This is a genomic window from Kitasatospora cineracea (assembly GCF_003751605.1).
Taxonomy (GTDB): domain Bacteria; phylum Actinomycetota; class Actinomycetes; order Streptomycetales; family Streptomycetaceae; genus Kitasatospora; species Kitasatospora cineracea.
Map to the genome: position 1 here is coordinate 3,217,088 of NZ_RJVJ01000001.1, position 24,939 is coordinate 3,242,026.

Sequence of the window (24,939 nt, forward strand, 5' to 3'; positions counted from 1 at the left end):
TCGGACCGGCGTGCCGAACTGCGCCTTCGAGCTTGACCAGAAACCCCCAACGAGGTAATATTGTCCTTGTTGGGAGGGGATGGCACCCCCGACCAACAGACAGAGACCATGCACCTGTTGGAGGATTCGTGACCACCGCATTCGCCCCCGTCGAGCTGCTGACCGATGAGCTGGCCTCGCTGGAGCTGGACGAGTTGACCGTCGCCCCCGATGCCGAGTCGAGCGAAAGCCCCGACGGCCCCACTGGTCAGCCCGATAACGCGGGGAAGGTGCTTCTCGAAGACGTCGACCCGAACGAGCTGACGTTCACTCGCAACGTCCGAAAGGCCGAGTTGGACACCGAGTTCGTCGCGTCCATCAGGGAGAACGGCTTGGTGCAGCCCATCATCGCCACGCCCCATGAGGACGGAATCGCGATCATCCTCGGCAACCGTCGAGCCAAGGGCGCGATCGAGGCCGGCCGACTCGTTGACGTCGTCGTTCGCAACGACCTCACCACCGAACAGGCGCGCATCATCGCGCAGCTGATCGAGAACATGCACCGGGAGGACATGAAGCAGAGCGAGATCGGCGACGCCTACGCGCAGCTGTCGATCGAGCTGGGCCTTGACGCCGAGGAAATCGCTACCCGGGTCGCGCAGGACCCGAAGAAGGTCCGGGCGTCGATCGCGTTGGCCGGAATGCCGAAGACTGCCCGCGCCGCCGTCGACAAGGGCGCGCTGACTTTCGAGGAGGCCGAGGCTCTCGCCGAGTTCGAGGGCGACCCGAAGGCGTACAAGCGACTCCTTGCCAAGATCGAGAACGGGCACGGTCTGAGCTGGGCCATCAAGGACGAGCGGCGGAAGGCGGAACGGGCCGCGCTGCGAGCGGAGACCGCCCAGGCGCTCGCTGCCATCAACGTCCGGATGGTCGGCGAACCGCAGGCTTTCAGCTGGGGTGGATCGCGCGAGGTGAAGGTTGACCGTCTCGCCGATGCTGACGGCGTGGTCCTGACGCCCGAGACGCACGCAGCTTGCCCCGGGCATGCGGCGTTCTTCAACGAGCACCAGGCGGGAGACCTCAAGGCCACGTTCCTCTGCCGTGACCCCCACCAGTACGGGCACCACGTCTCCGGCTCCTACAACTTCCTCAGCGACGAGGAGCAGGCCGCGAAGGCGGCGGCGGAGCAGGCCGCGCGCGAGCGCCGGGAGGCACTGGCCATCTCCCAGGAGGTGCGAGTGGAGTACATCCAGGAACTCTGCCGCTCCAAGAAGGTGCCCAAGGGGATGACGAAGAAGGTTCTTCGGCTGCTCTACACGTTGGGAGCGGACGAGACCAGCCCCGAGGTGCTGGTGTACCTCAACGCGCCGGGTGACGACGACCGTACCGATCGGTTCGAGCGCTTCACCCGACGGATGGCCGAGGCCCGGCTGCCGCTGGTACTGCTCGCCGCTGTTGCGGTGCGGGCTGAGCGCGCGGTCCGACAGGCACTCTCTGGCTACGGAGACAAGTGGGCCGCACTGGAGTGGTTCGACTTCCTGACCGCCCACGGCTACCCGCTGACGGACCCTGAGATTGAGTTGGTGGCCGAACTCCGGGCAAAGATCGCGGAGTCCGAAGCACGGGCCGCAGCGAAGGCAGCGGCGGAGGCTGCCCGACAGGCCGACGCGGACGAGTACGACGAGGACTCGGAGAGCGAGGAGGCCGAGGAGGAGTCGGGCGAGCCGGAGCTGACCGCCGAGGAGGAGCCGGAGGAGGCCGAAGACGAGCTGAGCCGGCATCTGGCGATCATCGCGGGGACCGGCCCGGATGACTCGGGGAAGGACTGGGAGGCGATGTACCCCGAGATCAACGAGCCGATTGCCGCCTAGGCCCGAGGGGGCGAGAGTCCCAGCCTGAACGAGCCGGGGGTGTCTGATGGCACCGGGCACCCCCGGCTTGCTGACCACACACCACCACTCCGCCGGAGGACCCAGTGCACCTGCACCTCGCCACCACCGACCACCGACCGCCCACTGTCCGAGCCGATCTTGCTGTCCATCTCGCGGGGAATCACGAAGCCCACGCGGTGCTGATCGCTCGCACGATCCTGCTGACCATGCCGTCTGTCCGCGTCCGCCTGGCCCACCCGCAGCCCGCGTACGAGGCGTACAAGGCGTGGACCGGTGTGGCAGACCACGCCGACCGCGTGTTCGCCGGGACGGAGTCCGGCACGGTACCCGCGCCCGAGGGGGCGGTGTCCGGGCACCTTCGCCTTGACCGCCCGGTACCCCCGGCAGTCGTGGAGACGCTGCCCGCGAAGCTGAGCCCGACCCGCGCGCCGCAGCTGCGTGTCAGTGTGGGGGGCCTGCTGACCGTTGTCACCGACAAGGCTGCGTTCACCAGCCAGCTCAACCTCTGGACCACCGCCTACCGCCACGCCGCCCGCCGATGGGCCAACCTCCCCTCCGCCGAGGAGCTTGCCGCCGGAGCGCTGCCCCGCTTCGGCGACGTCACGGCTCCGGTGCTCGCCAAGGCGGCTGCGTGAGTAGCACCCGGCCCACTGGCCCGCAGTACGTCACCCTGGTCACCGAAGGCGGCTACCGGATACATGCCACGATCACCCTGGACTGGGAGATCGGGGCCGCCCTCTACCGAATCCCGGAGCTGGGCGGAACCATCACCGTCGGGTGGGAGTCCGGCCACTACTACACCCGGTGCTGCGACGGGAACGCGATCCAGATCACCTACGGCAAGCCCGACCGAAACCCCTTCACCACCAACTACCCGGACGCGCCGACCGTCTACGGTGTCCGGCTCGCCGAGCGGGCTGTCTTCCACCCCGAGCAGATGGACCCCACCAGCCACCGGTGGCTGGTGGTCCGGCGCGACATCGGGGGAACCTACTGCCCCAGTGCACCGGAGGGCACCCAGCGCAGGACCGCCGCCATCGTCCACGCGATCACCCGGCACATGCTCTCCCGCCCGTGGGCGGCCGAGCTGCGCCGCGCCCACGACGAACAGCACGCCCCCGCCCGGCACCGCCACCACCAGAAGGTCATTGACGAGCTGGAGACGGAGGCAGCCACGCTCCGCGAGAAGATCACGCAGGAGAGAACCTGGGCGGCCGTCCAGGCTGCGGTGATCGAGCGGGCGGCCAGCCGGGCGGAACCGCAGGCCCTGCCTGCTCCGCCGGAGGAGCACCAGCAGCTCGCTGCCTGACACCGGCCGCCCGATCCGCCGCGCGGGTTGGGCGGCCGAGCGGCCGGCACCGCGGGGGAGGGGGCATCGAGCCCCCACCCCCGCGCCCGCCTCCGCCGTCCGAAGTCGGCCGCCTGCCGCGCCCGACCCGCCGACCGTCCGAGCACCAGCAGCCACTCCCAGAGGCCACGTACGCTGATGAGAGAATCCGCGTCCACCCGGCGCGAACCCGAGGAGTCAACCCGATGCACCGCCCCGCCCCCACCCCGGAGGACCGCCGCAGAGCGGTCTCCTCCGCCACCGGCTCGGTTCGAGCCGAGGGTCTCACCCCCAGCGCGGAGTACCTCACCGACGCAGAGGAGTACGCGGCCGGGGTGATCACCGCCGACGAACTGGTCCAGCGTGCCGAGGCCCGCCACCGCGCACCGGGCGTAGAGCAGACGGCTCACTGAGCATGGCCGACCCCTACGCTGATCCGGACAGCGGCGTCCTGCGCAACCGGCTCGGCATCACCGACCAGCAGCAGCTCGCCGCCGCCGAAGCCGACATCACCGCCGCCCGCCTCACCAGGATCGCGGAGAAGCCCGTCCCCGGCCGCTACGACCTCGCCCACCTCCAGAGCTTCCACCGCGAGGTCTTCGGCAGCATCTACCCGTGGGCCGGCGAAGTCCGCTCCATCGAGATCGCCAAAGGCAACACCCAGTTCTGTCTCGTCCGGATGATCCCTGGCTTCGCCGATGACGTGTTCGGCCGCCTCGCCCGCCGCCGGGACCACCTCCGCGGCCTCGACCGCGACCAGTTCCTCACCGGCCTGGCCGACCTGTACGGCGACGTCAACGCGCTGCACCCGTTCCGCGAGGGCAACGGACGGGCGCAGAGAGCCTTTCTCGGCCAGCTCGCCGCCGACGCAGGACACCCGATCGACTGGACCCGACTCGACCCAGAGCGCAACACATTGGCGTCTATCGCCTCGTTCAACGGCAACACAGGGCCCGTCCGCGCGATGCTCGCCGACCTCACCATCGAGCAGCCGGCCACCACCAGGACCACGCCGACCACCAGGACCACGGCCCCGGCGCAGCTGATCCAGCCGCCGCCGGTCCAGCAGGCCAGCCCGCCGACCATCCGTCCCTGACCGCTGAATATGCAGAAGGCCGGTGGACACACCCGCGAGCGGGTACCCCGAAGGGCGTTGGCACGTATCCACCGGCCAGAGACCACAGCACCCCGCGAACGGAGAGCAGCGGAACTCTAGAGTAGAGGACCGGAGGGCTCAGGCGACAACATCACGCAGTGCCGCCTCCGCGTCCCCTGAACGACTCGCGGAGCTTCCGGAGCGCATCGACAAGTTCGGGCAACTGCTTGACCAATGCGGTCAACTGCGTGACGACCAGGCCGAGGACGCCGAAGGCGGCCAGCAGGAAGAGGGTCAGGGCGTTCCAGTCCACGTCGTTCGATGGCCTTTCCAGCGATCGAACCGCAGGCAAGCAGCCTCAGCCCGACCACCTGTGAAGTGATCCAACCAAAGACCGCCATTGCGAACGGGGCTCAGTACAAGCGAGCAGCAGACCGCTGCTCGCTTGTACTGAGCCCCGTTCGCAATGTACGCCCAACTCCGAAGAATACATGGAGGTTGGGGCTGCGTTCGGCTTGGGTCGCGCCTTCGGCGCGGCGGTGTTGTTGGGCGGCTGTCGCCGCCGGCCGCCTGCGGTGGCGGATGCGGTCGCGCCTTCGGCGCGGCGTTCTTCTGGTCCGGGCGCCCCGCTGCGCGGTTCCCCCGGCCCCCCTCCGCGGCCCAGTATCCGGAGCCGGCCGCCCGCTTCAAGGGCGCTCCCGTTGGTCGCGTGGCTGCGCCACCGGCCTGCGGCCGGCCCTTGACCCGGACGGCCTCTTTGCCCCGGACCCCAGGCAGCTGTCGGGGGGACGGGGGAGGTGCGCCCGTTGATCTGACGGTCCGTCAGCCGTCGGACCGGCGTGCCGAACTGCGCCTTCGAGCTTGACCAGAAACCCCCAACGAGGTAATATTGTCCTTGTTGGGAGGGGATGGCACCCCCGACCAACAGACAGAGACCACGGCACGATCGGAGGCCGGACGTGAGCCCGCGCTACATCGCCTACTTCACCAATCCGTTCTCCGGTAGCGGCAATCCCGAGCCCGTCGAGTCGATCCGCCAAGCGGCGGACCGGCTGCGGACCCGAGCCCGCGACCCCCGAACCGGCTGCACCGAGCAGTCGTTCGCCGACCTCTACCTCATCACCGACGGGCAGATGCTCGCGGAAGCGGAGGAGATGGCCGGGGTGGGAGTGCCGTTCGGTGGCGGTCCGGATCTCCGGATCACCCTGGGCCCGCGCGGCGGCGCCCACATCGAACGCTAAGAGGAGCAGGAACCATGGCAGGCGAAACCAAGATCACTATTGTCGGAAACCTCGCGGACAACCCGACGCTCAAGTACAGCGACAGCGGAGCCGCGCGGGCCACCTTCACCGTCATCTCCAACGAACGAGTGTGGGACAGCTCCACCCGCAACTACCGCGACGGCGACTCCATCTCGATGCCGTGCGTCGCCTGGCGACAGTACGCGGAGAACATCGCGGCGAGCCTGGCCAAGGGGTCGCGCGTCGTCGTGACCGGCGTTCTCAAGCAGCGCACCCACCAGCCGGCCGACGGACCTCGCCAGGTCTACACCGAGCTCCAGATTGACGAGGTTGGGGCGTGCCTCCGCTTCGCCACCGTCGAGGTCACCAAGGCCGGGAGCCGACCCGCCCAGCAGGGAGCCGCCACCGCCCCGCCCGCGACCGGCGCGTTCGAGGCGACTTGGCCGCCCGTCCAGGTCCCGCCCGCCCCGGCGGTCCCGCCCACTGTCGGCTCCTGGCCGACTCCGGCCATGGTCGGCTGACCTCCCGCAGGCCGGGCGGAGCCCTCCGCCCGGCCCTGGCCAGCCCCGCCCACGAAAGGACAGCTTGAGCACCACCACCCTCTACTCAGAACCCGTCAGCACCGCCGCCGTGCCGGGTGGCCCGGCCCCCAGGAAGACACCGGCCAGCGTCGCCGCCGTCGTTGCCTACGCCCGTCGCCACGGCTGGAACGCCCATGCCGCGTGGTCCCCGGCGGACGAGACCAACACCGGTGACGGATGGGTGGTGAAGACGTCGGCCGACACCGCGCGCGGGCGCGGCGAGTTCCGGCTGGTCTGGCGCTACCAGGGCAGGGGCCTGCGGTACGAACGCTACTTCTCCGAAGGACGAGGCCCTGGAAAGTTCAGCCACGGCCCCACCCTGCCGTTCGTGCGGTGGGCCATGCGGAACAACCCGATCCCCTCGGCAGTGGCAGGCGACGAACCGCCGGTCTGGCGCTGGCGCGAGCCGGACGCGCTACCGCCCACGGTCGAGGAGCTGACGGAGTCCATGCTGGCACCGATCCGGCGCAGTGCGGAGCACTCGTGGCTACCCCAGACCGTCTACGCCTCGCGGTGGATCGGGCGCGACTTCCTCGGCCAGGACTGTCTCCTCATCAGCGTGGCCATGCCGCGCGACGACTACCGACCCGAGGACGTCCACCCCGGCAGCCCCCTGCCGCTGCTGACCATCCTTCCCCGCTTCTACCACGGCACCGTCCCCATGGGAGGGTGAGCCGTCCACGCAGCCCAAGGCCCACCCGACACCCTGTTCCACCAGCCGAACAGCAGCGACGAAAGGTTCCACCATGCCCACGGTCCCGCCCCCGAGCGAGCTGACCCGCACCATCAACACCATTCAACGCGGCATGTTCGCCGCCGTCCTGGTGGTCATCGCCGCCACCGCCGCCTCCGCTCTGCGGGACCAACTCCTCATCACCTACCCGCTGCTCGCGGTCGTGGCCGGTCTGCTTTGGCTCCAGTCCGTCGTGGTGCTCCGCCTGCCCAAGGCCATCAACCAGGCCGCCGAGCAGCACGGCGGGCCGCCCTTGCTGCCCGGCACCGCCGCCCGAAGCTGACCCAACCCGGCAGGTCGGGCCACCCGGGCCCGGCCTGCCACCCGGAGAACTCTTGATCACCACCTACACCTCCACCCGCCTGCTGCTCCGTTACGAGGTCGAGCACGCAGAGACCGGCCTCACTTACTACACCGTCCGCGCGCCCCACGTCACCGGCACCATCACGCTGCACCCCGAGGCCACCCCCGGCGCGGCCGACAACCCCGACGCCTACACCCGGCTGCGGTTCGTCTCCGGCCGGTACGACCCGGACGAGGGCCCCAGCACCTACACCGATCGACTCGCCGTCTACAACTCCTGGATCTACGACGGCATCACGCTCCCCGAGCCCGGCACACCCATCGACCGTGACCCGTGGGACCGACTCCACCGCAGCACCTACGAACTGGCCACCGAGAAGACCCGCGCCCGCGCCAAGGAGGTCGGACAAAAGATCATCAACGAGTACCGGTTGGACCGCCACCGCCATGCACAGCACACCCGCTACCTCCGGTCGGCAGCCGACCGCCAGCTGGCACGGGCCACCCGCGAGGCGGACGAACTCCGCCCAGCCGTCGACAGGCTAGGCGTGCTGGAGACCCAGATCGACCGCTGGACCCGGCTCCGCCACCCGGGGACGAGCACCACGACCGTCGAAGTCGGAGGCCACCTGGCCGACTGGATCGACGCCCGGTTGGCCGGCCGCCAGCCACTCACCTCCGCCGACCACGAGGTCTACCGCTCCTGGGCCGCCGCCCGCCGACTTGGCGATCGTGCGGCGATCTTCCAATCCCGCCGCACGATGCTGCCCACCGCCGCCGCCCTCGCCAGCTTCGCGCGCATCCTCACCGAGGCCAGCCAGGAGTCACCGAGCAAGGCCGCCCGAGCCGACGCCCGTTGCCGCCTCCGCCGCATCGCCGAAGTCCATCCCACCCTCGCTCCGATGGCTCCCCCTCGGGAAGACGAGGAAGCACCCCGCTAGCCCCGGTTGGGCACCGCCACCGGCCACCCCGGTCGCGGTGCCCAACCGGGTTGGGTCGCGCCTTCGGCGCGGCGGTGTTGTTGGGCGGCTGTCGCCGCCGGCCGCCTGCGGTGGCGGATGCGGTCGCGCCTTCGGCGCGGCGTTCTTCTGGTCCGGGCGCCCCGCTGCGCGGTTCCCCCGGCCCCCCTCCGCGGCCCAGTATCCGGAGCCGGCCGCCCGCTTCAAGGGCGCTCCCGTTGGTCGCGTGGCTGCGCCACCGGCCTGCGGCCGGCCCTTGACCCGGACGGCCTCTTTGCCCCGGACCCCAGGCAGCTGTCGGGGGGACGGGGGAGGTGCGCCCGTTGATCTGACGGTCCGTCAGCCGTCGAACCGGCGTGCCGAACTGCGCCTTCGAGCTTGACCAGAAACCCCCAACGAGGTAATATTGTCCTTGTTGGGAGGGGAGGGCAACCCCGACCGACACCCACGAAGCGCGAACCGAGAGGCCGAACATGACCGAACTGCACAGCGCGAACGTCGAACCGGCGAGCTGGGCCTGGGGAGCGATGCCCGAGCAGAACCGCCATGTGCGCGGGCACGAGTTCTACCCGCCCTTCGCCGACCTGGAGAAGATCCCCGCGCTCTACGCGACCGACGGGCAGTCCTTCGAGGAGAAGACCCTCCACATCCATTACTTCACCGGCGGCTCGGACTGGTACATCGCCGAGGTGGACCCGGCCAGCGGCCTGGCCTTCGGCTGGGCCAGGGTCAACTACCCCGAGGGCGAGTGGGGTTACATCCACCTGGTGGAGCTGGAGGAGCTCTACCTGACCCCCGCTCCGCGCCCGGGAGCCCTGAGCCTGCCGATCCTGGTCGAGAGGGACCTCGACTTCACCCCCACCCGCGCGGCCGACATTCCAGCCATGGCCTCGTAGAACGGCACCCCGAGCCGCCCATCCACCCGCAGCAACAGGGAGCCGAACATGACCGCCCTCACCATCGAGCGCCTCGCCGACGACTCCGCCGACGCCGCGCTGGTCGCCCTCCGCGCCTTCATCGCGGCCGACCCCGCCGCGTACCGGTACGAGCCCGTTGACGCCGAAGGCACGGCCACGATCATCGCCGACCTGATCACCTCCGCGCTCCACCTGGCCGACGCCGTCGGCGTCACGGGCGACCGCGAAGAGTTCGTTCACCAGGCGTACCGCCGCTACCGCGAAGAGGCCGCGTACGAGCGGCTCGCCGAATCCTACTGAGGCCGACTCCCCGGCCCCGGCAATCGCCGGGGCCGGGGGCGGGGGGAGTGGTCGCGCCTTCGGCGCGGCGGTGTTGTTGGGCGGCTGTCGCCGCCGGCCGCCTGCGGCGGCGGATGCGGTCGCGCCTTCGGCGCGGCGTTCTTCTGGTCCGGGCGCCCCGCTGCGCGGTTCCCCCGGCCCCCCTCCGCGGCCCAGTATCCGGAGCCGGCCGCCCGCTTCAAGGGCGCTCCCGTTGGTCGCGTGGCTGCGCCACCGGCCTGCGGCCGGCCCTTGACCCGGACGGCCTCTTTGCCCCGGACCCCAGGCAGCTGTCGGGGGGACGGGGGAGGTGCGCCCGTTGATCTGACGGTCCGTCAGCCGTCGGACCGGCGTGCCGAACTGCGCCTTCGAGCTTGACCGGAAACCCCCAATGAGGTAATATTGTCCTTGTTGGGAGGGGAGGGCAACCCCGACCGACACCCACGATGGATCGAACGAAAGGCGTCATCGCATGACGATCACCCTCGACCGCGCTCGGCTCGAAGAGATCAACGCGGCCAAGCAGGCCGAATGCGGCCACAGCGGCGGGTCGGGCTGCGCCTGGTGCTGGCTCACCCCCGACGCCATCGCCGAACTCCCCTACGCCGAGCGCCTCGCCGTCGCGGTCGATCTCGATCACCGGCTCACCGAACTCGGCATCCCCCGCGCGCCCCGCACCGTCGTGATCGTCCGCGAAGCCCGCACCTACGCAGTCCAGGTCATGTGCGAGGAACTCGGCACGTGGGAACTGCGCATCCCCGCGCCGGGTGAGGAGTATGTCCTGTTCCAGGGGGCGATGTGGTCTGACCCCGACGCCCAGGTCCGCAGCGACCAGGTTCCGACGTGGACCAGGGGGCGGGACGACATCGCCGACCTCGCCCGCAGCTTCGCGGGTCTGCTGTGGGCGGCCGGCCTCCGGTGATCCACTGCCCACCCCCGGCCCGGCGATCCGCCGGGCCGGGGCCCGTACTCCCAGGAGGTGCCCCTTGAAGATCATCGACGTCCACCATGATTCCGAAGTCGCCCGTCCGGCCCGCTCCCGCGAGGTGCTGGCGATCCTCCGCGACATCGGCGAGAAGTTCGACGCCGCTGCCGTCGTCGTCCGGGAGGTCGCCCCTGCCGAGTCGGCCACGCTCCCGCCGATGCCGACCCTCTCCGTCGAAGACTGGCAGCAGGCTTGCCGCGCGCTGGTCGGGCTCGATGCCTTCCTGGCGGACACGCACGCCCGCGTGGCCGCTGCTCTCTCCGAAAGCGGATTCACCCCCCGGCGGCAACTGCGCTGGTCGTTCGTGCTGGCGCTCCACACCATCGGCCATGCCTGGCATGACGCCTACCTTTCCGGCGCGCACTACGTGATCAGCCCCGAACTGCCCGTCCGGCCGGGCCTGCCCGCCGCCGCCGCTTGGGGTGCGGCCAGCGGCGCAACCGTTGCCCGCGCCCGCCGCTGGGCAGTCGCCGTCACCGTGCCGCACTTCCGTGCAATGTCGGACGAGGTGAACGCCATGACATGGTGAACCCATGCCCCTGAAGTTGACAAGAAACCCTCAGTGAGGCATACTTGTACTTGTTGGGCGGGGAGGGCAACCCCGGTCGGCACCCACGACAGACGAACACGCGCGAAGGACTTCATACATGACCATCACCCTGGCCAGGACCTCCACCCGCAACGCGAGCCTTTCCGAGATCGTGGGCATTCTGCGCGAGCAGCACCCCCGCAAGACCGACGTCGTCGCCCCCGTCCAGAACATCCACGCGGCGGGCGGCCGACTGATCATCGAGGGTGCGGACTACGACCTCACCCCGGACGGAGTCACCAGGAAGCAGGCGGAGTACCGGCTCACCGACGTGTGCGAATCCGGCGTCGCGGAGAAGCTCGGCATTCCGGTCGGCTACCTGCGGAAGACCCGGACCGAGGCCCCGCACCTGTGGGACGCGAACGTCAACGGGTGGCTCAGCCACCACAGCCGCGCCGACAAGTCGTTCATGGTCCGCACGCTGACCCCGGCCCAGGGTGAGGACACCGGCACCGCTCGCGCGTTCCTCAGCCCCAGCTACCGGATCATTGACAATCTGGACATCCTGACCGCCGCGCTCCAGGGCGTGCGGGACGCCGGTGTCGAGGTCCGGCTGGACAAGTGCGACCTCACCGACCGGAAGATGTACGTCAAGATCACCGCCCCGCAGGTCAGCGCCTACGCGCCGGAGCTCCTGAAGGACTACCGGAGCCCGTTCAGCGGCGCGCGTGGGGCCGACAACCCGACCGTCTTCGCCGGGTTCGAGATCAGCAACAGCGAAACCGGGTGCGGGGCATTCACCATCGTGCCCCGACTGGTGGTCCAGGTCTGCGACAACGGAATGGTGATCACCAAGGACGTCATGCGCTCCGTGCACATCGGCGGCAAGCAGCAGGACGGAGTGATCCGGTGGAGCGACACCACCCAGGCCCGCACGCTCGAAGTCATCGCCTCCCAGACCACCGACGCCGTCAGCACATTCCTTGACCACGACTACGTCGTCCGACAGCTGCGGTCCATCCAGGAGACCGCCGCGACCCGGGTGAAGAACCCGGAGGCCACCATCACCACCGTCGCCCAGCGGCTCAAGTTCACCGAGGAGCGCCGGGCCGACATCTTCGCCCACTTCATCCAGGGCGGAGACCTCTCCGCCGGTGGCGTGATGCACGCCGTCACCTCCGTCGCCCAGACCCTCCCCGACGCCGACGACGCCCACGAGTTCGAAGCCCACGGCATCCGCGCCATGGAGCTGGCCGCCTCCCTGTGACCGCCCCGCCGCCCGGCCCACCAGGGCCGGGCGGCCCGCCACAGAACGCCACCAGCGCACCACGAGAACCGGGACGCCCGTTGAACACCGCCGTTGAACGCCTTCGCAACCTCGTAGCCGACGTCACCACCTTCGAAGAGGAGTGGGAGGACAAGCTCCGTACGGCGCTGCCGTCCTACGACCCGAACCGCGCAGACTTCCCCGTCGACCCCGACGAGGAGGAGGACTACTACACGCTCTGCGCCGACCGCGCGGCCGAGGCCCGCGACCAGCTCCACCGGGTGACCATCGGCATCGAAGCCGTCGCCCGCGAGCTGACCGACACCGTCGCCGAGGCGGACCAGCCCGGCTGACCGAACCACCGGCCGCCCAGCGCGAAGCTGGGCGGCCCCCGGCCGGGAGCGCCGAGCTGCGGGGATCGACCCCGCACCACGGCCCAACCCCTCCCGCAGCCCACCCACCGAGCACCAGCCCGCCGCACCGCCCGCCGGCCCCTGCCGCCCGCACCCGGGCGGCCCCCGGCCGGGAGCGCCGAGCTGCGGGGATCGACCCCGCACCACGGCCCAACCCCGCGCGGCGCCGCCTGCTGCCCACCTTCACCGCTTCCCGCACCACCAGGAGAACCACGTGCCGACCCTGCCCCACACCGGGCTCCAGACCCCAGAGCAGCCCCGCTACGAGGTCACCAGCTGCCAGGAGCTGACGCTGCTCCGGGCAACTCCGTTCCTGGCCGTCCTCAGCCACGGCAGCCGCAAGATCGGCAGTGCTCAAAACTACGGCGACGGGGACGCCACGGAGTTCGTGCCCCACAGCGACTTCGACGTGGCCGACTTTGCCCGCTTCGCCGACGCCTGCCGACTCGACGGCCAGCCCGTCAACCTCTCCCTGCTGCTCGATCTGCTGATCGAGGAGTTCAACGTCGGCCGCTCACTGCGCGCTCAGGCACTCCAGGGCCGCACCCTGCTCCGCGAGGTCGGCCCTGACGGCACCGCCACCATCAGCGGCACCATCCCGATGCCCGCCACCGCGGACGACCGCCGCCGCGCGCACACTGCCCTCCGGCTGCCGCTCACCATCGGTGCCGTGACCCAGTTCTGGAACGGCACCTCCTGGGAGCACCTGGCCAGCACCCCCGCGACCTGACCCGCGCCGGTGCGCCCCGGACGCCTGGACCGCGCCGAGACCCAGCCAGACCTCACCGCCCTGATCACCCACAGAAGAGACACCAGCATGCCCAAGTTCATCGTCCCCATCGACGTCATCACCGTCCACGTGGTGCCCGTCCTGGCCCCGACCGCCGACGCCGCCAAGGCAGAGGCGGAACGCATCGTCGCCAGCGACCGGAAGACCTGGTTCGACCACACCGAGCCGCTGTGCGTCGGCGACGCCCACACCGAGGCCGAGTGGGACGCCCAGCAGGAAGCCTCCAGCCGCGAAGACCTCGGACGGGTGACCATCCCGTTCCCCGCCAGGCCGGCGAAGAAGACCGCCGCCGCTCGGTTCCGCGCACCGCGCACCGACCACCACGCCGACGGCACCGCATGCCCGCCCGAGCACAGGCACACCACCTCCGGCAAGCCACTCACCTCGGGGTGTCCCGGACGCGCCTACTCCAGGGCCGAATGCAGCTGCGGCGAATGGTCGATCAAGCACACCGGCAAGGGCTACGTGGACGACGCGCGTCGACAGCACATCAGCACCGCGCACTGACGACTCGCTCAACCCCAACCGATCAACGGGTGCAGTCCGGAGGGCAACCGGACCGCACCTGCCCACGAAACCCGAGAGAACAAGATCGTGACTCCGACCCCCACCGACAGGGACGCGCTCACCGCGGACCTCACCGTCGGCATACTCGGCGTCTGCGCGTTCGCCGTCTCCTTCACGCACGTCGTGCAGACCGCCACCGAGGCAGGCCAGAGCGGATGGGTGGCCTACGCCATCGCCGTCTCAGTCGAGCTGATGGCGCTCGGAGCCGTCTCCGAGATCCGCCGCCGCAAGCGCGCCCGACAGCCAGCCCGCTGGCCGCGCGGAGTCCTCGTGCTCGGCGTGGCGATGAGCCTCGCCGCCAACCTCGCCGTCGCCCGGCCCACCCCGTGGGGATACGTGATGGCAGCCTGGCCCAGCCTGGCGTTCCTCGCCGCCGCCGGGATCGTAGAGTCCCGTCCCACCGGCCAGCGGACCGACCACGCGCCCCCACCGCTCACCACCGTGGTCACCAGCGAGCACCAGGACGTCGCCGCAGACCCACCGCCGCCGGCTCTGCCCTTGGCGGAGCCGGACGACCGGCCCCAGACCGAGGACCTTCCCGAAGAGGCCGGCGAAGCAGAAGCCGAGGACCCCGGCGAGCAGCTGGCCACCGCCCGGCCGACGGAGCGGCCGAGCAAGCTGCGCGTCATCACCGACCTGCTCGCCGCGATGCGCGCCGACCCCGACTGGCGCCCCGACTACGACGAGTTGACCACCAGCACCGGCTACAGCCGGTCGTGGTGCGAGAAGCGGGTGGCCGACGCCCGCACGCTCAACGGCCGTACGGAGCCCGGCTCCGTGCAGGAGCCCCCCGTCCACACGGGAGACCCGCGGCCCCGCACCCCGCTCCGCACGGCTGAGGGGGCCGACGACCAGCCCCTCCCGCTCACCTCCCGACCCGCACCGAACCCGTACGAGGAACCCGCACATGAGCACCACCCTCCACATACCGCCGCAGCTGCGTAACGCCGACGCCTACGTGCTGAACAACAGCGCAGGCAAAGACAGCGCCGCGATGCTCCACCTCTGGGCCACCAACGCCACCGACGAGATGCTGGAACGCACCGTCGTCCTCCACCTCGACCTCGGTACGGCGGAGTGGCCCGGCGTCCCCGCACTCGCCGCCCAGCAGGCAGCCGCGTACGGACTGCCCTACGAGGTCCGCCGCCGCGAGCGGGGCCACCTGCTCGACCTGGTCCGCGAACGAGGCCGCTGGCCTGGGCCCAGCACCCCGTTCTGCCGCAGCTACCTCAAGCGCGACGTGGCCCGGAAGTTCTACACCGAGCTGACCGGTCGGCTTGGCGTCACCGGCCGGCCCGCCCACATCGTCACCGAACTCGGGCTCCGCGCTGCCGAGAGCTCCGTCCGCGCCCGCCGGCCCGCCGTCGCCCTGGACCGCGGAGCCAGCTCCGGCCGGCGCCAGGTCACCACCTGGCTGCCTATCCACCAGCTCGGCACCGACGCCGTGTGGAAGACCGTACGGGCCAGCGGCATCCCGCCCCACCCCGTCTACCAGCAGCTCGACCGCCTGTCCTGCAAGCTGTGTCCGTTCGCCGGCCGCCGCTCCCTCATCACCGCCGCACGGATGGCCCCGGACACCGCACTCGACTACGCCCTGGTCGAAGACGAGATCGGTGTGCCATTCCGCCGCGACCTGTCTATGGCCGAGATCATCACCGCCGCCGGGCGTGAGGAACCCGGCCCCGTACGGGCCGCCCGCCCGTACGGGGCTGCACTCCGCACGCCCCCGCACGGCACGGGGGCGTGCGCCGCATGACCCGTACCGCCTCCGAGGCCCTGCCGGTCGTGCTCAGTTTCGGCATGGGAGTCGACAGTGCCGCTGTCGCCGCCCGGTGGTTCACCGAGCCGGCCAGCCGGGACTTCCCGCTCGACCGGCTGACCGTGCTGACCGCGATGACGGGCGACGAGCCGGACATCACCCGGCAGCTGGTCGAGCAGCACCTTCTGCCGCTGATGCGCGACAACGGCGTGCGATTCGTCCAGCTCAGCAGGACCAGCCAGCGCGGCGGCTACACCGTGCTGGACGACTCCCGCAGCCCGCGCCGGCTGATCACCCGCGGACCGTGGCGGCTGTCGGACGAACTCCGCGCCAGCGGCACCGTTCCCCAGATCGCCGCCAAGCGGCGCCTGTGCAGCTTGCACGCGAAGGGAGACGTGCTCGACGGCTGGCTGGGCGACGAGTTCCGCGGCGCCCCGTTCCGGCACGTGCTCGGCTTCGCCAGCGAAGAAATCCGTCGAGCAGAGAGGGACGAGGGCTTCACCGCCATCGGCCGCATCCCCGAGTACCCGCTGATCGACGGCTGGGGGTGGGACCGCCACCGGTGCGAGCAGTACCTGCTCGACCGCTTCGGAGAACCGTGGACGCGGTCCGCCTGCGGGTACTGCCCGTTCTCCGCCGGGCGGCGCGGGAGAGCCGAGCTGGTCGAGCGCTGGCGGGCGGAGCCGGCCATCGGCGCCCAGGCCCTCGCGCTGGAGTACACCGCGATGGCCCTCAACCCACGCTCGAAGCTCTACGGCACCGTGGCCGCCCAGGACCTCGCCCGCACTCACGGCCTGGCCGACGTCCTCGCCGCGTTCGAAGAGCACCTTCGGCGGCAGCGCTGGAGCGTCTACGAGGTCCGGCGGATCATCCACCCCCGACGGCAGAACCCCACCGCCAAGGGCGCCGCTTGGCGAAGTGTGCGCACGGTGTTCAGCGGCAGCCGGACCGATGCCACCGCCACGCTGGCGGCCATCGCCGCAGGCCGAGCCGCCACCGACCGCTACGGGATCAGCAGGGCCGAGATCATCCCCCGCACCAGCGGGTTCCCCGCGATCGAGATGGCCCTGGCCCTGGCACCGGCAGGTGTCGCAGACAAGGAGCGCCCCGCCTTCGCGGCGTGGTGGGACCGACTGCACCACCAGGCCGATCTCGTGCCCCCGGTCGCGCTCGCGGCGTGAACGGAAGACGGGGGCCAGCAGCACGGCCGAAGCCGTGCCGGACTCGATGATCCGGCTGGGCAAGCCGCTGGCCCCCTCCCACGAAGACCGATCCCGAAAGACCACGACTCCGCGCCGGTAGATTAGTCCATGTCGAGCCGGGGAGGGTTTCTCCCCCCAACAACCACCCCAAGGAGACCAGCCGATGGCCCCCGCCCCGACGCTCGCCGAACGCCTGGACGCGGCCCCCTCGGACAGCCTCAGCGTCGCCGACATCGCGACCACGACCGGCCTGTCCGAGTCCACCGTCCGCCGCCTGGCCAAGGAGCCCGGGTGGCCCACCGAGGAACCCGGCGACCACCGCGAGCAGCGGTACCCGCGTGAGGCCGTCGCCGGCTGGATGCGCGACAACCAGGCCACCCGCGTCAACCCGGATGAACTGCCCGGCACCGACGACGACCGCGTCACCCTCACCGAGATCGCCAGCCGGACCGGCCGACTGCGCGAGACCGTCAGCCGCATGCCCTCCGCCTACCGCAACAGCGCGGACCCGTTCCCCGCCGCCGACCCGCTCGGCACTTACAGCTGGGGCGAGGTCAAAGCCTGGCTCGGCCGGCGGTCCAGCCGCACCGGCCCCCGCGGCACGGTCCAGCCCCCCGCTCCCGCCGCCGAGCCCACCACTCAGCCGGTGCTCGACAAGGTCACCACCGCCATGATCGAGCGCCTGACCGGCAAGGGGACGCAGGCCGTGAAGACCCTGGTGCGCAAGCCCGAGATCGCCGCGCTCAGCACCAAGGTCGGCCGACTGCGGGTGTGGCCCGCTGACACCCTGCTGCCGCTGCTGTGGCAGCTCGGCTACCTGCCAGCCTCCGGGCCGCTCGGCAGCGAGCAGCGCGCCGTCTTGGTCGAGCTCGGCTACCTGCCCACCGCGGGGAAGCCGACCGCTGAGCAGCGCGCCGTGCTCCGGGAGTTCGGCTACGACGAGCAGGGCAGCGTCGAACACCGTGCCTGGCTCCGAGGACCCCACCGCACCGCGACCGAGCTGGCCAAGTACTACGGCGTCAGCCTCAGCGCGATCAGCAAGCGCATCGCCCGCGCTCAGGAAGCCGGCCAGCCCGTGCCGAGCCCGATCGACACCGAGGACGGGAAGCGCTACGACCCGAAGGTCTTCGACGCCTTCTGGAACCCCCCGGCCGCCGAGTAGCGACCGCAGAACAACAGGAAGGCGCTGCCGACCAGCTCGGTCGGCAGCGCCTTCGTCTCTCCCCAGCCCCGCCAGCGCGCAGGATCACCTCGACTAGCGCCGCACGGCGTCTTTGCTGCCCGCACCCGCCGGCTCCGGGTAGGACTTGAGGAGCATGCGGTGCCGCGCCCGTCCCTCGATCGCCGAAGTGACCTCCCGAGGGATGACGACGATCCCCTCTAGAAGCTCCACGGCCCGGCGGTAGGCGGTCTGACGCTCGGCGTCGGAGGCCCCCTCACCCAGCGCGGTGCGCAGCAGGCGCTGTGCCCGCGCGACCGCCGCGCGCTCCCGCTCCGGCAGCTGACCAGTACCGACCTTGAGAGCATGGCGATCAGCGACCTGCCAAGCGATCTCAAGCGCTGTTACCGCCCGCCCGTACTCTGCAGGGCTCTCCGCCCCGGCGGCTCGGGCGTCGGCTGCCGCAGCGAGCGCGTGCACCAGCTCGGCGGTCTCGCGCACGGAGACGTCGGTCAGCAGCGGACGCTCCAGCACCGCGAGGATGTCGGAGCAGAACGCGCCGTACTGCTCCAACACGAGATCGTGTCGATCCTCGATCTGCTGACGCCGCAGTCGCGCGGCCCGGCCGACCGCCCGGCGCCTCCGCACCGCCACGGCGGCGAGGGCCACCCCGGCCACCGCCGCAACGCCGACCGCCACAGAACCGAGGACGCCCCAGGGCACTTCGAAGCCGCTGTCTGTCTCCACCGGCTCGGCCGTCGGCGAGCCGGCCACCGAGCCCCAGATGGCCGGTGCCACCTTCAGCAACAGCGACGGGAACGCGGCGACACCCACCCCTGCGACGACACCGAGGACCGGGGATGGACCGTGCCGAGCCATCAAGTTGTTCAAGGCGGACCGGACCATTGAGCCCAGTGCGATCAGAGTGCCCAGCAGCAGGCCGCTCCACTGGACCCACTGATCAAGGTTCTGGATCATCAGTGGCACGCCCCAGGCAGTAGTTCGAATACCGTCGCATCTTCTCACGCCGTTGGCGGTCGAGGCGGTGTGAGCATCACCGGCACCGACCCATCATCCCTGCGCAGGTTCGCCGCCCGCAGCGTCGCCGCAGCCGGTTGTCGCACCTCCCGGATCTGGCCCCGCGGTCGCGATCGCATCGGTGTCCCGGCGGTCGCCGCTGCCCGGCCTCCCGGCCTCCGCAACCTCTGCCAGGACCGTCCGCACCTCCGGCAGCGACAGCCCCGTCAGCTCCGCGATCTGATCGCGCGGCTCACCCAGATCGGCGAGCTTCCCGACCGCCTCGCGCGCCAGCCGCTCTGGCTCCAACGCCGCCGTCTCCGCCTCCGCCAGGATCTTCTCCGCCCGAGCCCGTGCGGTCGCCCGCAGATGCTCCGCCCTGCCCGTCTGCTCGTAGAAGTCGGCCAGCGCCGACTCCACCTGCCGCTCGCGCTTGAGACGCACCGCGTCCCGCGCTGCCTTCGCCTGCTGCGCCGCTCGGACCGCACTGGCCCGCGACGCCGAAATTCGTCCACTCATGCACCGAACATAACCGGAAAAGCCTAGTCTGCAAACCCCTTTGAATCCCTCTTGATAAGCGTCGATAAACATCGAGAGAATCCGAGAAGGAAATCGAGGCGCACGTCACACGTCCGCTCCCGTGAGCGCTCTGATCAGGCAATCTGCCAGCATCACGAAGCCATCCAGACACCTCTTGCAGATATTCTGAGCATGGTCCGCTGCGCGGGGCTAAAGTGCTCACATGGCATTTGGTGAGGCAGGTGAAACGGCGGCTCGAATAGCTGCCGCGCCTACCCTCATCCGGGTATCGGAAAGCTGGGGGTGGTCGCGTTGATGACCATCCACAAGCTCACCGCCGGCAACGGCTACACCTACCTGACGCGCCAGGTCGCGGGCGGCGACGTGCAGCGTCAGCGGGGGCAGTCCGCCGAGGAGTACTACACCCAGAAGGGCAACCCGGCTGGCGTCTGGCTCGGCCGCGGCGCGCCCCTGCTCGGACTCGACGGGACCACCGTCACCGAGCAGCAGATGAAGCACCTGTTCGGCCTCGGCCAGCACCCGGACGCCGAACGGATCATCGCCGAGCACCTGGCCGCCAACGTGCGTGCCGACATGGACGAGGACCAGCTGAAGGCCGTCCAGGCCGCCGCGATCAAGGCCGCGACCCTCGGCCGCAAGTACCCCGAGTACGAGCCCCTCGATCCGTTCGCCGAGCGCGTCGAGCGGCGCCTGGCCGTCATCGAGAAGGAGACCCGGCGCACCCCCACCAGCGCCGAGGTCAAGAAGGTCCAGCAGGAGGAGTCGCGCCGCCAGCGCGCCGCCGTCGCGGGCTTCGACCTGGTCTTCGCCCCGGTGAAGTCCGCCGCAGTGTTGTGGGCGCTGGACGAGCGACCGGAGGTCCGCGCCGCCGTCCGCGAGGCCCACGAGGCCGCCCGCGACGCCGCGCTGGAGCTGCTGGAGGAGCACGCCGCGCACACCCGCACCGGCAGCACCGGACAGGCCCAGATCGACACCAAGGGCCTGGTCGCCGTCGCCTTCGACCACTACGACTCCCGGGCCGGCGACCCCAACCTGCACACCCACGTCGTCATCGCCAACAAGATCCAGGGCGCCGACGGGAAGTGGCGCTCGCTGGACGCCCGCGGCCTGCTGGCGATGACCGTCGCCACCAGCGAGTTCTACAACTCCCGCTTCGAGACCGAGCTGACCGCCCGGCTCGGCGTCACCTTCGAGGCCCGCGAGGACTCCGCCACCAAGCGCCAGCCGGTGCGCGAGATCGCCGGCGTCCCCACCGAGGCGCTCACCCACTTCTCCTCACGCCGCACCGAGATCGAAGCCCGCTACGAGCAGCTCCTTCGGGAGTACCGGCGCGACCACGGGCACGACCCCTCCCGCGGCATGACCCACCAGCTCGCCCGCCAGGCCAACCTCGACACCCGCGAGGGCAAGAAGGCCGCCCGCTCCCTGGAGGAGATGCGCGCCGACTGGACCCACACCGTCACCACCGCCCACGGCCAGGACATCGTCCAGCGCGTGATGGCGGCCGTCCCCGCGCCCGAGAGCACCCCGGCCACTGCCCGGCAGGAGGAGCCGAAGCCGGTCGAGATCCCCACCCTGGCCGCCGCCGTGATCACCGCCGTCGGCGAGGAGCGCGCGGTGTGGACGGTGTGGAACCTGCGCGCCCACGCCGAGCGCCTGGCCCGCTCCGAGCACCCCACCACCAGCACCACCGAGCACCGGCAGCTGGTCGAGGCGATCGTCACCGAGGCCGTCTCCCCGGCCCACAGCATCCGCGTCGACGCCCCCGCGCTGCTCGACGAGCCCGAGGAACTGCGCCGCGCCAACGGCGACTCCGTGTTCGTCCGGCACGCCTCCACCCGCTACACCAGCACCGCCATCCTGGACGCCGAGCGCCGCCTGGTGGACGCCGCCCTCACCCCCGTCAACGAGGGGCTGAACCCGGCCTTCGTCGGCGCCGCGATCGACGGCTTCGAGGCCCGCAACCGCGCGCTCGATGAGGGCCAGCGCGCCCTCGTCACCGCGTTCGCCACCGACACCCGGCTGGTCTCCCTCGGCCTCGGCCCGGCCGGCTCCGGCAAGACCACCGCGATGCAGGCGTACGTCCACGTCGCCAACCAGGCCGGTCAGCGCGTCGTCCCGCTCGCCACCTCCGCGGCCTCCGCCGCCGTCCTCGCCCGCGACCTGGGCCAGCCCGCCGAGAACCTCCACAAGTTCCTCTGGGAGCACACCGGCGGCACCTACGCCGCCCAGCTCAGCAGCGGCCAGAACGTGCCGTCGAACCGGGCGGGCTTCGTGCTGAACCCGGGCGACGTCGTCCTGGTGGACGAGGCCGGGATGGCGGGCACCCTCAACCTGGACCGCCTCACCCGCATCGCCGCCGAGCACGGCGCGAGCGTGCGCCTGCTCGGCGACTACCGCCAGCTCGGCAGCGTCGAAGCGGGCGGAGCGCTGCGGCTGATCGCCGCCGAAGCCGGCGCCGTCGAACTCACCACCCTCCACCGGTTCAGCAACCAGGACGAGGCCACCGCCACCCTCAAGATCCGCACCGGCGACGCCGCCGGGCTGGACTTCTACTTCGCCAACCAGCGGGTAGTCAGCGGCTCGCGCACCGCCATGGTCGAAGCCGCCTACGACGGCTGGAAGGCCGATATGCTCGCCGGCCGCACCACCCTGATCAGCGCCCGCACCGGCACCGACGTCACCGCCCTGTCCGCCCGCGCCCGCGAGGACCGCGTGGCCGCCGGCCAGGTCGAGACCGACGGCGTCCTGCTGCGCGACGGCAACCGCGCAGGCCGCGGCGACTGGATCGTCACCCGCGAGAACAACCGCAAGATCACCACCAACCGGGGCGCGGACTTCGTCAAGAACGGCGACGCCTGGCAGGTCCTCAAGCGGTACGAGGACGGCTCGCTCAAGGTCCGCCACCTGGAGCACCGCGGACGCCTCACCCTGCCCGCCGAGTACGTCGCCGCCAACGTCCAGCTGCTCTACGCCTCCACCATCACCCGCTCCCAGGGCGGCACCGTCGACACCGCCCACCCCCTGGTCACCGACGACACCACCCGCGAGGAGCTGTACGTCCAGCTCAGCCGCGCCCGCCACACCACCACCCTCTACACCGCCACCCACGACCTCCTCCCGTTCGACACCGACGAGCAACTCGACCAGCCCAAGAACGACCCCAACTCCTTCGCCGCCCGCGAGGTGCTGGAGCGCGTCCTGGGCCGCGAAGGCGCCCAGCTCTCCGCCACCGAGACCATCCGAGGCGCCCAGGAGGACGCCGTCTCCCTGGCCACCCTCGCGCCCCGCCACCAGCACGCCGTCGAGACCCTCACCGCCCCCTACTACCACCAGCTCATCCACCGACTCCTCGGCCCCGCCCTCGCCGAGCAGATCACCACCGACGACGCCATGACCGCCGTCACCCGCGCCCTGCGCACTGCCGAAGCTGACGGCTGGCAGCCCGAGCGCCTGCTCGCCGCCGCCACCTGGCGCGGCGACCTCAACACCGCCGACTCCCCGGCCCAGGCTCTCGCCTGGCGCCTGAACACCATCACCGAAGACCGCCCCGCACCCGCCCACCTCAACGCACCCACCACCGCCGACACCACCCGCTACGCCGCCCTGGTCGCGCAGCTCACCGGCCTGCCCGCCCACCGCCTCGTCCCCGAGACCGCGACCACTGAACCGGCTGCCCTGCGCATCGCGCCCGCCGCCGCCCAGGCCGCCGACGCGCACCCGCACGTCTCCACCGACACCCTCAACCGCTACGCCACCACCGCCGCCAGCACGCTCAACACCACCACCGACAAGATCACCGCCCACCCGCAGTGGCCCCACCTCGCCGGCGCCCTGGCCGCCGCCGAGCGCACCGGCCGCGACACCACCACCCTGCTCACCACCGCCGCCACCCAGACCACCAGCGGCAGCGACCCGGTCACCGCCCTGACCCGCGCCGCCCGCACCCACCTGGCCACCGACGGCATCCCCGAACACCACCAGCAGGCCCCCGAAGCCCTCCGCCACCAGGCCCTCGCCGCCACCGTCCTCGGCAACGAGCACGCCACCCGCGCCCTTGGCGAGAACACCTGGCCCGCCCTCACCGCCGCCCTGCGCCGCGCCGAGACCGCAGGCCACGAACCCGCCGTACTGCTGCGCCAGGTCGCCGAACAGCGCCCGCTCACCGGCGCCGACAGCCTCAGCCAGGTCCTCGCCTGGCGCATCGGCCGCCACCTCGCCGCCAACACCCCGGCCACCGCCGCCCAGCAGAACGACCGCGCCGAAACGGAGCTGTGGCGCACCCTCGCCTGGACCCTCAAGGCGATCGAGAGCACCGGCACCACCGCGGAGACCACCCTGACCGAGGCGACCGGCCGCACCTCGCTGCCCGAACTTCTCCAGCACGCCCAGCAGCAGGCCCTCGCCCACACCCGCGCCGCCTCCGGCCGCGCCGACCTCCCGGCCTGGATCAGCCCGGTGCCGCTCTCCATCGCCGCCAACCCACGCCACCACGACTACCTCAGCGAGAGCACCACACTGATCGCCAACCGCGTCTCGGTGCTCGGCGACCGCACCGTGGAGAACCGGCCGGAGTGGAGCCGAACCCTCGGCGAAGCCCCGACCGACCCCACCCTGCGGACTCAGTGGGAGAAGCAGCTGGCCGTCGTCGCCGCCTACCGCGACCAGTACCGGGTCACCGACGACAACGCCGCCCAGCCGGCTGGCCCGTACATCGAGGAGAGCCGCACGGGCCACCACGCCTACTGGCAGGCCGCCGAAGCAGCCATCGCCGCCCGCCGCATCGCCACCGCCCCGAGCACTCCGGCGGCGGCCACCGCGGACAGCGACCAGCGGGCCCTCCGCCGACTCGCCGCCGACGTCTACCGCACGCTGCCCGAGGCGGAGCAGGCCGAGGTCCTGCGTGCCGTTGCCGTCCGGACTGGCGCGTCCTGGCTTGTCGGCCGCCCGCGCCTGGACGAGGCCGCCCTGGCCCAGCAGCACGTCGCCGAGTCCGTCAGCATGGTGCTCGCCGAACGCCGCCAGCTCACCGCGGAGGCCGCCCAGCCCGTGCAGCAGGAGATCGAGGACCGACGCCAGCCGACCCTCGCCGAGCGCCGCCGAGCCGGCCGCCAGGCCGAGCGCCAGGCCCACCGCGACCAGCTCCAGCAACGCGGCGGACAGCCCGGCACCCGCACTGCCCGACCCGCGCCGAACCGCCGAGTCGAGCCCATCGACCAGCGCCAGGCCCCGGCCCAGCGCCCGGCCGAGCAGCGGCAGCCGCTCCAACCGCGCCCGCAGCAGATCCAGCAGGACCAACAGGGACCGCGACTGCGCTGAGCGACGGCCACCGTCACCGAGTCGGGCAGTTCGCCCGACAACCCGA

Annotated in this window: 26 protein-coding genes; 23 read left to right on the forward strand and 3 right to left on the reverse strand. The window is 71.4% G+C overall.

Annotated features, from left to right (window positions below):
• The first annotated feature begins 128 nt into the window (after nt 1-128).
• The 5 genes from EDD39_RS14640 (at nt 129) to EDD39_RS14665 (ending at nt 4,294) form a co-directional block, all read left to right on the forward strand.
• Complete coding sequence (locus tag EDD39_RS14640) at nt 129-1,850, forward strand: ParB/RepB/Spo0J family partition protein (protein WP_162870023.1); 1,722 nt, start codon at nt 129-131, stop codon at nt 1,848-1,850.
• A 104-nt stretch (nt 1,851-1,954) separates the two neighbouring features.
• A complete protein-coding gene (locus tag EDD39_RS39565) occupies nt 1,955-2,506 on the forward strand; it encodes a hypothetical protein (protein WP_162870024.1) in 552 nt (183 codons plus the stop codon).
• On the forward strand, nt 2,503-3,180 hold the full coding sequence (locus EDD39_RS14655; protein ID WP_123556240.1) for a hypothetical protein: 678 nt from the start codon (nt 2,503-2,505) through the stop codon (nt 3,178-3,180). Before EDD39_RS39565 ends, EDD39_RS14655 begins: the two co-directional genes overlap by 4 nt.
• A 224-nt stretch (nt 3,181-3,404) precedes the next feature.
• Nucleotides 3,405-3,611, forward strand: coding sequence for an antitoxin VbhA family protein (locus EDD39_RS14660; RefSeq protein WP_123556242.1), 207 nt, complete (start codon nt 3,405-3,407; stop codon nt 3,609-3,611).
• Between the two features lie 2 nt (nt 3,612-3,613).
• Entirely contained in the window at nt 3,614-4,294 is a 681-nt protein-coding gene (locus EDD39_RS14665; RefSeq protein ID WP_123556244.1) for a Fic/DOC family protein, read from the forward strand.
• 151 nt (nt 4,295-4,445) lie between these two features.
• Here EDD39_RS14665 and EDD39_RS39570 read toward each other — a convergent pair whose 3' ends face one another.
• Complete coding sequence (locus EDD39_RS39570; protein ID WP_162870025.1) at nt 4,446-4,607, reverse strand: hypothetical protein; 162 nt, start codon at nt 4,605-4,607, stop codon at nt 4,446-4,448.
• Nucleotides 4,608-5,253: 646 nt separating this feature from the next.
• Between EDD39_RS39570 and EDD39_RS14670 the strand changes: the two genes are divergently transcribed.
• From EDD39_RS14670 to EDD39_RS14750, 17 genes are all read left to right on the forward strand, one after another.
• Nucleotides 5,254-5,535: a hypothetical protein gene (locus EDD39_RS14670; protein ID WP_123556246.1), complete on the forward strand. Its 282-nt coding sequence runs from the start codon at nt 5,254-5,256 to the stop codon at nt 5,533-5,535.
• Nucleotides 5,536-5,549: 14 nt separating this feature from the next.
• Nucleotides 5,550-6,056: a single-stranded DNA-binding protein gene (gene ssb / locus EDD39_RS14675; RefSeq protein ID WP_123556248.1), complete on the forward strand. Its 507-nt coding sequence runs from the start codon at nt 5,550-5,552 to the stop codon at nt 6,054-6,056.
• 64 nt (nt 6,057-6,120) lie between these two features.
• Entirely contained in the window at nt 6,121-6,789 is a 669-nt protein-coding gene (locus EDD39_RS14680) for a hypothetical protein (RefSeq protein WP_123556250.1), read from the forward strand.
• Nucleotides 6,790-6,862: 73 nt separating this feature from the next.
• A complete protein-coding gene (locus EDD39_RS14685) occupies nt 6,863-7,132 on the forward strand; it encodes a hypothetical protein (protein WP_123556252.1) in 270 nt (89 codons plus the stop codon).
• A gap of 52 nt (nt 7,133-7,184) precedes the next feature.
• Nucleotides 7,185-8,093 carry a hypothetical protein gene (locus tag EDD39_RS14690; protein ID WP_123556254.1) on the forward strand — a complete coding sequence of 303 codons (909 nt, stop codon included), beginning with the start codon at nt 7,185-7,187 and terminating at the stop codon, nt 8,091-8,093.
• Nucleotides 8,094-8,584: 491 nt separating this feature from the next.
• Nucleotides 8,585-9,007 carry a DUF2958 domain-containing protein gene (locus EDD39_RS14695; RefSeq protein ID WP_123556256.1) on the forward strand — a complete coding sequence of 141 codons (423 nt, stop codon included), beginning with the start codon at nt 8,585-8,587 and terminating at the stop codon, nt 9,005-9,007.
• Between the two features lie 48 nt (nt 9,008-9,055).
• On the forward strand, nt 9,056-9,328 hold the full coding sequence (locus EDD39_RS14700; protein WP_123556258.1) for a hypothetical protein: 273 nt from the start codon (nt 9,056-9,058) through the stop codon (nt 9,326-9,328).
• 490 nt (nt 9,329-9,818) lie between these two features.
• Complete coding sequence (locus EDD39_RS14705) at nt 9,819-10,268, forward strand: hypothetical protein (protein WP_123556260.1); 450 nt, start codon at nt 9,819-9,821, stop codon at nt 10,266-10,268.
• Nucleotides 10,269-10,332: 64 nt separating this feature from the next.
• Entirely contained in the window at nt 10,333-10,860 is a 528-nt protein-coding gene (locus EDD39_RS14710) for a hypothetical protein (RefSeq protein WP_123556262.1), read from the forward strand.
• 118 nt (nt 10,861-10,978) lie between these two features.
• Nucleotides 10,979-12,127 (forward strand): DUF932 domain-containing protein, encoded by a 1,149-nt coding sequence (locus EDD39_RS40910; RefSeq protein ID WP_123556264.1) that lies wholly within the window; start codon nt 10,979-10,981, stop codon nt 12,125-12,127.
• Nucleotides 12,128-12,207: 80 nt separating this feature from the next.
• Entirely contained in the window at nt 12,208-12,480 is a 273-nt protein-coding gene (locus tag EDD39_RS14720; RefSeq protein WP_123556266.1) for a hypothetical protein, read from the forward strand.
• A 274-nt stretch (nt 12,481-12,754) separates the two neighbouring features.
• Nucleotides 12,755-13,270, forward strand: coding sequence for a hypothetical protein (locus EDD39_RS14725; RefSeq protein WP_123556268.1), 516 nt, complete (start codon nt 12,755-12,757; stop codon nt 13,268-13,270).
• An 87-nt stretch (nt 13,271-13,357) separates the two neighbouring features.
• On the forward strand, nt 13,358-13,837 hold the full coding sequence (locus tag EDD39_RS40915) for a hypothetical protein (protein ID WP_244256726.1): 480 nt from the start codon (nt 13,358-13,360) through the stop codon (nt 13,835-13,837).
• Between the two features lie 87 nt (nt 13,838-13,924).
• On the forward strand, nt 13,925-14,842 hold the full coding sequence (locus tag EDD39_RS14735) for a DUF2637 domain-containing protein (protein WP_162870026.1): 918 nt from the start codon (nt 13,925-13,927) through the stop codon (nt 14,840-14,842).
• Nucleotides 14,805-15,653, forward strand: coding sequence for a phosphoadenosine phosphosulfate reductase domain-containing protein (locus tag EDD39_RS14740; RefSeq protein ID WP_123556273.1), 849 nt, complete (start codon nt 14,805-14,807; stop codon nt 15,651-15,653). The genes EDD39_RS14735 and EDD39_RS14740 overlap by 38 nt, the downstream gene beginning before the upstream one ends.
• Nucleotides 15,654-15,697: 44 nt before the next feature.
• Nucleotides 15,698-16,837 (forward strand): hypothetical protein, encoded by a 1,140-nt coding sequence (locus EDD39_RS14745; protein ID WP_148089444.1) that lies wholly within the window; start codon nt 15,698-15,700, stop codon nt 16,835-16,837.
• Nucleotides 16,838-17,021: 184 nt separating this feature from the next.
• Complete coding sequence (locus EDD39_RS14750) at nt 17,022-18,020, forward strand: HTH domain-containing protein (protein WP_123556277.1); 999 nt, start codon at nt 17,022-17,024, stop codon at nt 18,018-18,020.
• A gap of 93 nt (nt 18,021-18,113) precedes the next feature.
• Here the strand turns inward: EDD39_RS14750 and EDD39_RS14755 are convergent, their stop codons facing one another.
• Both EDD39_RS14755 and EDD39_RS14760 read right to left on the reverse strand, forming a co-directional pair.
• Nucleotides 18,114-19,004, reverse strand: coding sequence for a hypothetical protein (locus tag EDD39_RS14755; RefSeq protein ID WP_148089445.1), 891 nt, complete (start codon nt 19,002-19,004; stop codon nt 18,114-18,116).
• An 84-nt stretch (nt 19,005-19,088) separates the two neighbouring features.
• Nucleotides 19,089-19,553 (reverse strand): hypothetical protein, encoded by a 465-nt coding sequence (locus tag EDD39_RS14760; protein WP_148089446.1) that lies wholly within the window; start codon nt 19,551-19,553, stop codon nt 19,089-19,091.
• Between the two features lie 315 nt (nt 19,554-19,868).
• Between EDD39_RS14760 and mobF the strand changes: the two genes are divergently transcribed.
• Nucleotides 19,869-24,893, forward strand: coding sequence for a MobF family relaxase (gene mobF / locus EDD39_RS42065; protein WP_148089447.1), 5,025 nt, complete (start codon nt 19,869-19,871; stop codon nt 24,891-24,893).
• The last annotated feature ends 46 nt before the right edge of the window (nt 24,894-24,939 follow it).

Excerpts from the sequence above, each read along its gene's own strand:
- EDD39_RS14660 (WP_123556242.1), top strand. The coding sequence starts at position 3,405 with ATGCACCGCCCCGCCCCCACCCCGGAGGACCGCCGCAGAGCGGTCTCC.
- EDD39_RS14665 (WP_123556244.1), top strand. The coding sequence starts at position 3,614 with ATGGCCGACCCCTACGCTGATCCGGACAGCGGCGTCCTGCGCAACCGG.
- ssb (WP_123556248.1), top strand. The coding sequence starts at position 5,550 with ATGGCAGGCGAAACCAAGATCACTATTGTCGGAAACCTCGCGGACAAC.
- EDD39_RS14685 (WP_123556252.1), top strand. The coding sequence starts at position 6,863 with ATGCCCACGGTCCCGCCCCCGAGCGAGCTGACCCGCACCATCAACACC.
- EDD39_RS14695 (WP_123556256.1), top strand. The coding sequence starts at position 8,585 with ATGACCGAACTGCACAGCGCGAACGTCGAACCGGCGAGCTGGGCCTGG.
- EDD39_RS14700 (WP_123556258.1), top strand. The coding sequence starts at position 9,056 with ATGACCGCCCTCACCATCGAGCGCCTCGCCGACGACTCCGCCGACGCC.
- EDD39_RS14705 (WP_123556260.1), top strand. The coding sequence starts at position 9,819 with ATGACGATCACCCTCGACCGCGCTCGGCTCGAAGAGATCAACGCGGCC.
- EDD39_RS40910 (WP_123556264.1), top strand. The coding sequence starts at position 10,979 with ATGACCATCACCCTGGCCAGGACCTCCACCCGCAACGCGAGCCTTTCC.
- EDD39_RS40915 (WP_244256726.1), top strand. The coding sequence starts at position 13,358 with ATGCCCAAGTTCATCGTCCCCATCGACGTCATCACCGTCCACGTGGTG.
- EDD39_RS14740 (WP_123556273.1), top strand. The coding sequence starts at position 14,805 with ATGAGCACCACCCTCCACATACCGCCGCAGCTGCGTAACGCCGACGCC.
- EDD39_RS14745 (WP_148089444.1), top strand. The coding sequence starts at position 15,698 with ATGGGAGTCGACAGTGCCGCTGTCGCCGCCCGGTGGTTCACCGAGCCG.
- EDD39_RS14750 (WP_123556277.1), top strand. The coding sequence starts at position 17,022 with ATGGCCCCCGCCCCGACGCTCGCCGAACGCCTGGACGCGGCCCCCTCG.
- EDD39_RS14760 (WP_148089446.1), bottom strand. The coding sequence starts at position 19,553 with ATGAGTGGACGAATTTCGGCGTCGCGGGCCAGTGCGGTCCGAGCGGCG.
- mobF (WP_148089447.1), top strand. The coding sequence starts at position 19,869 with ATGACCATCCACAAGCTCACCGCCGGCAACGGCTACACCTACCTGACG.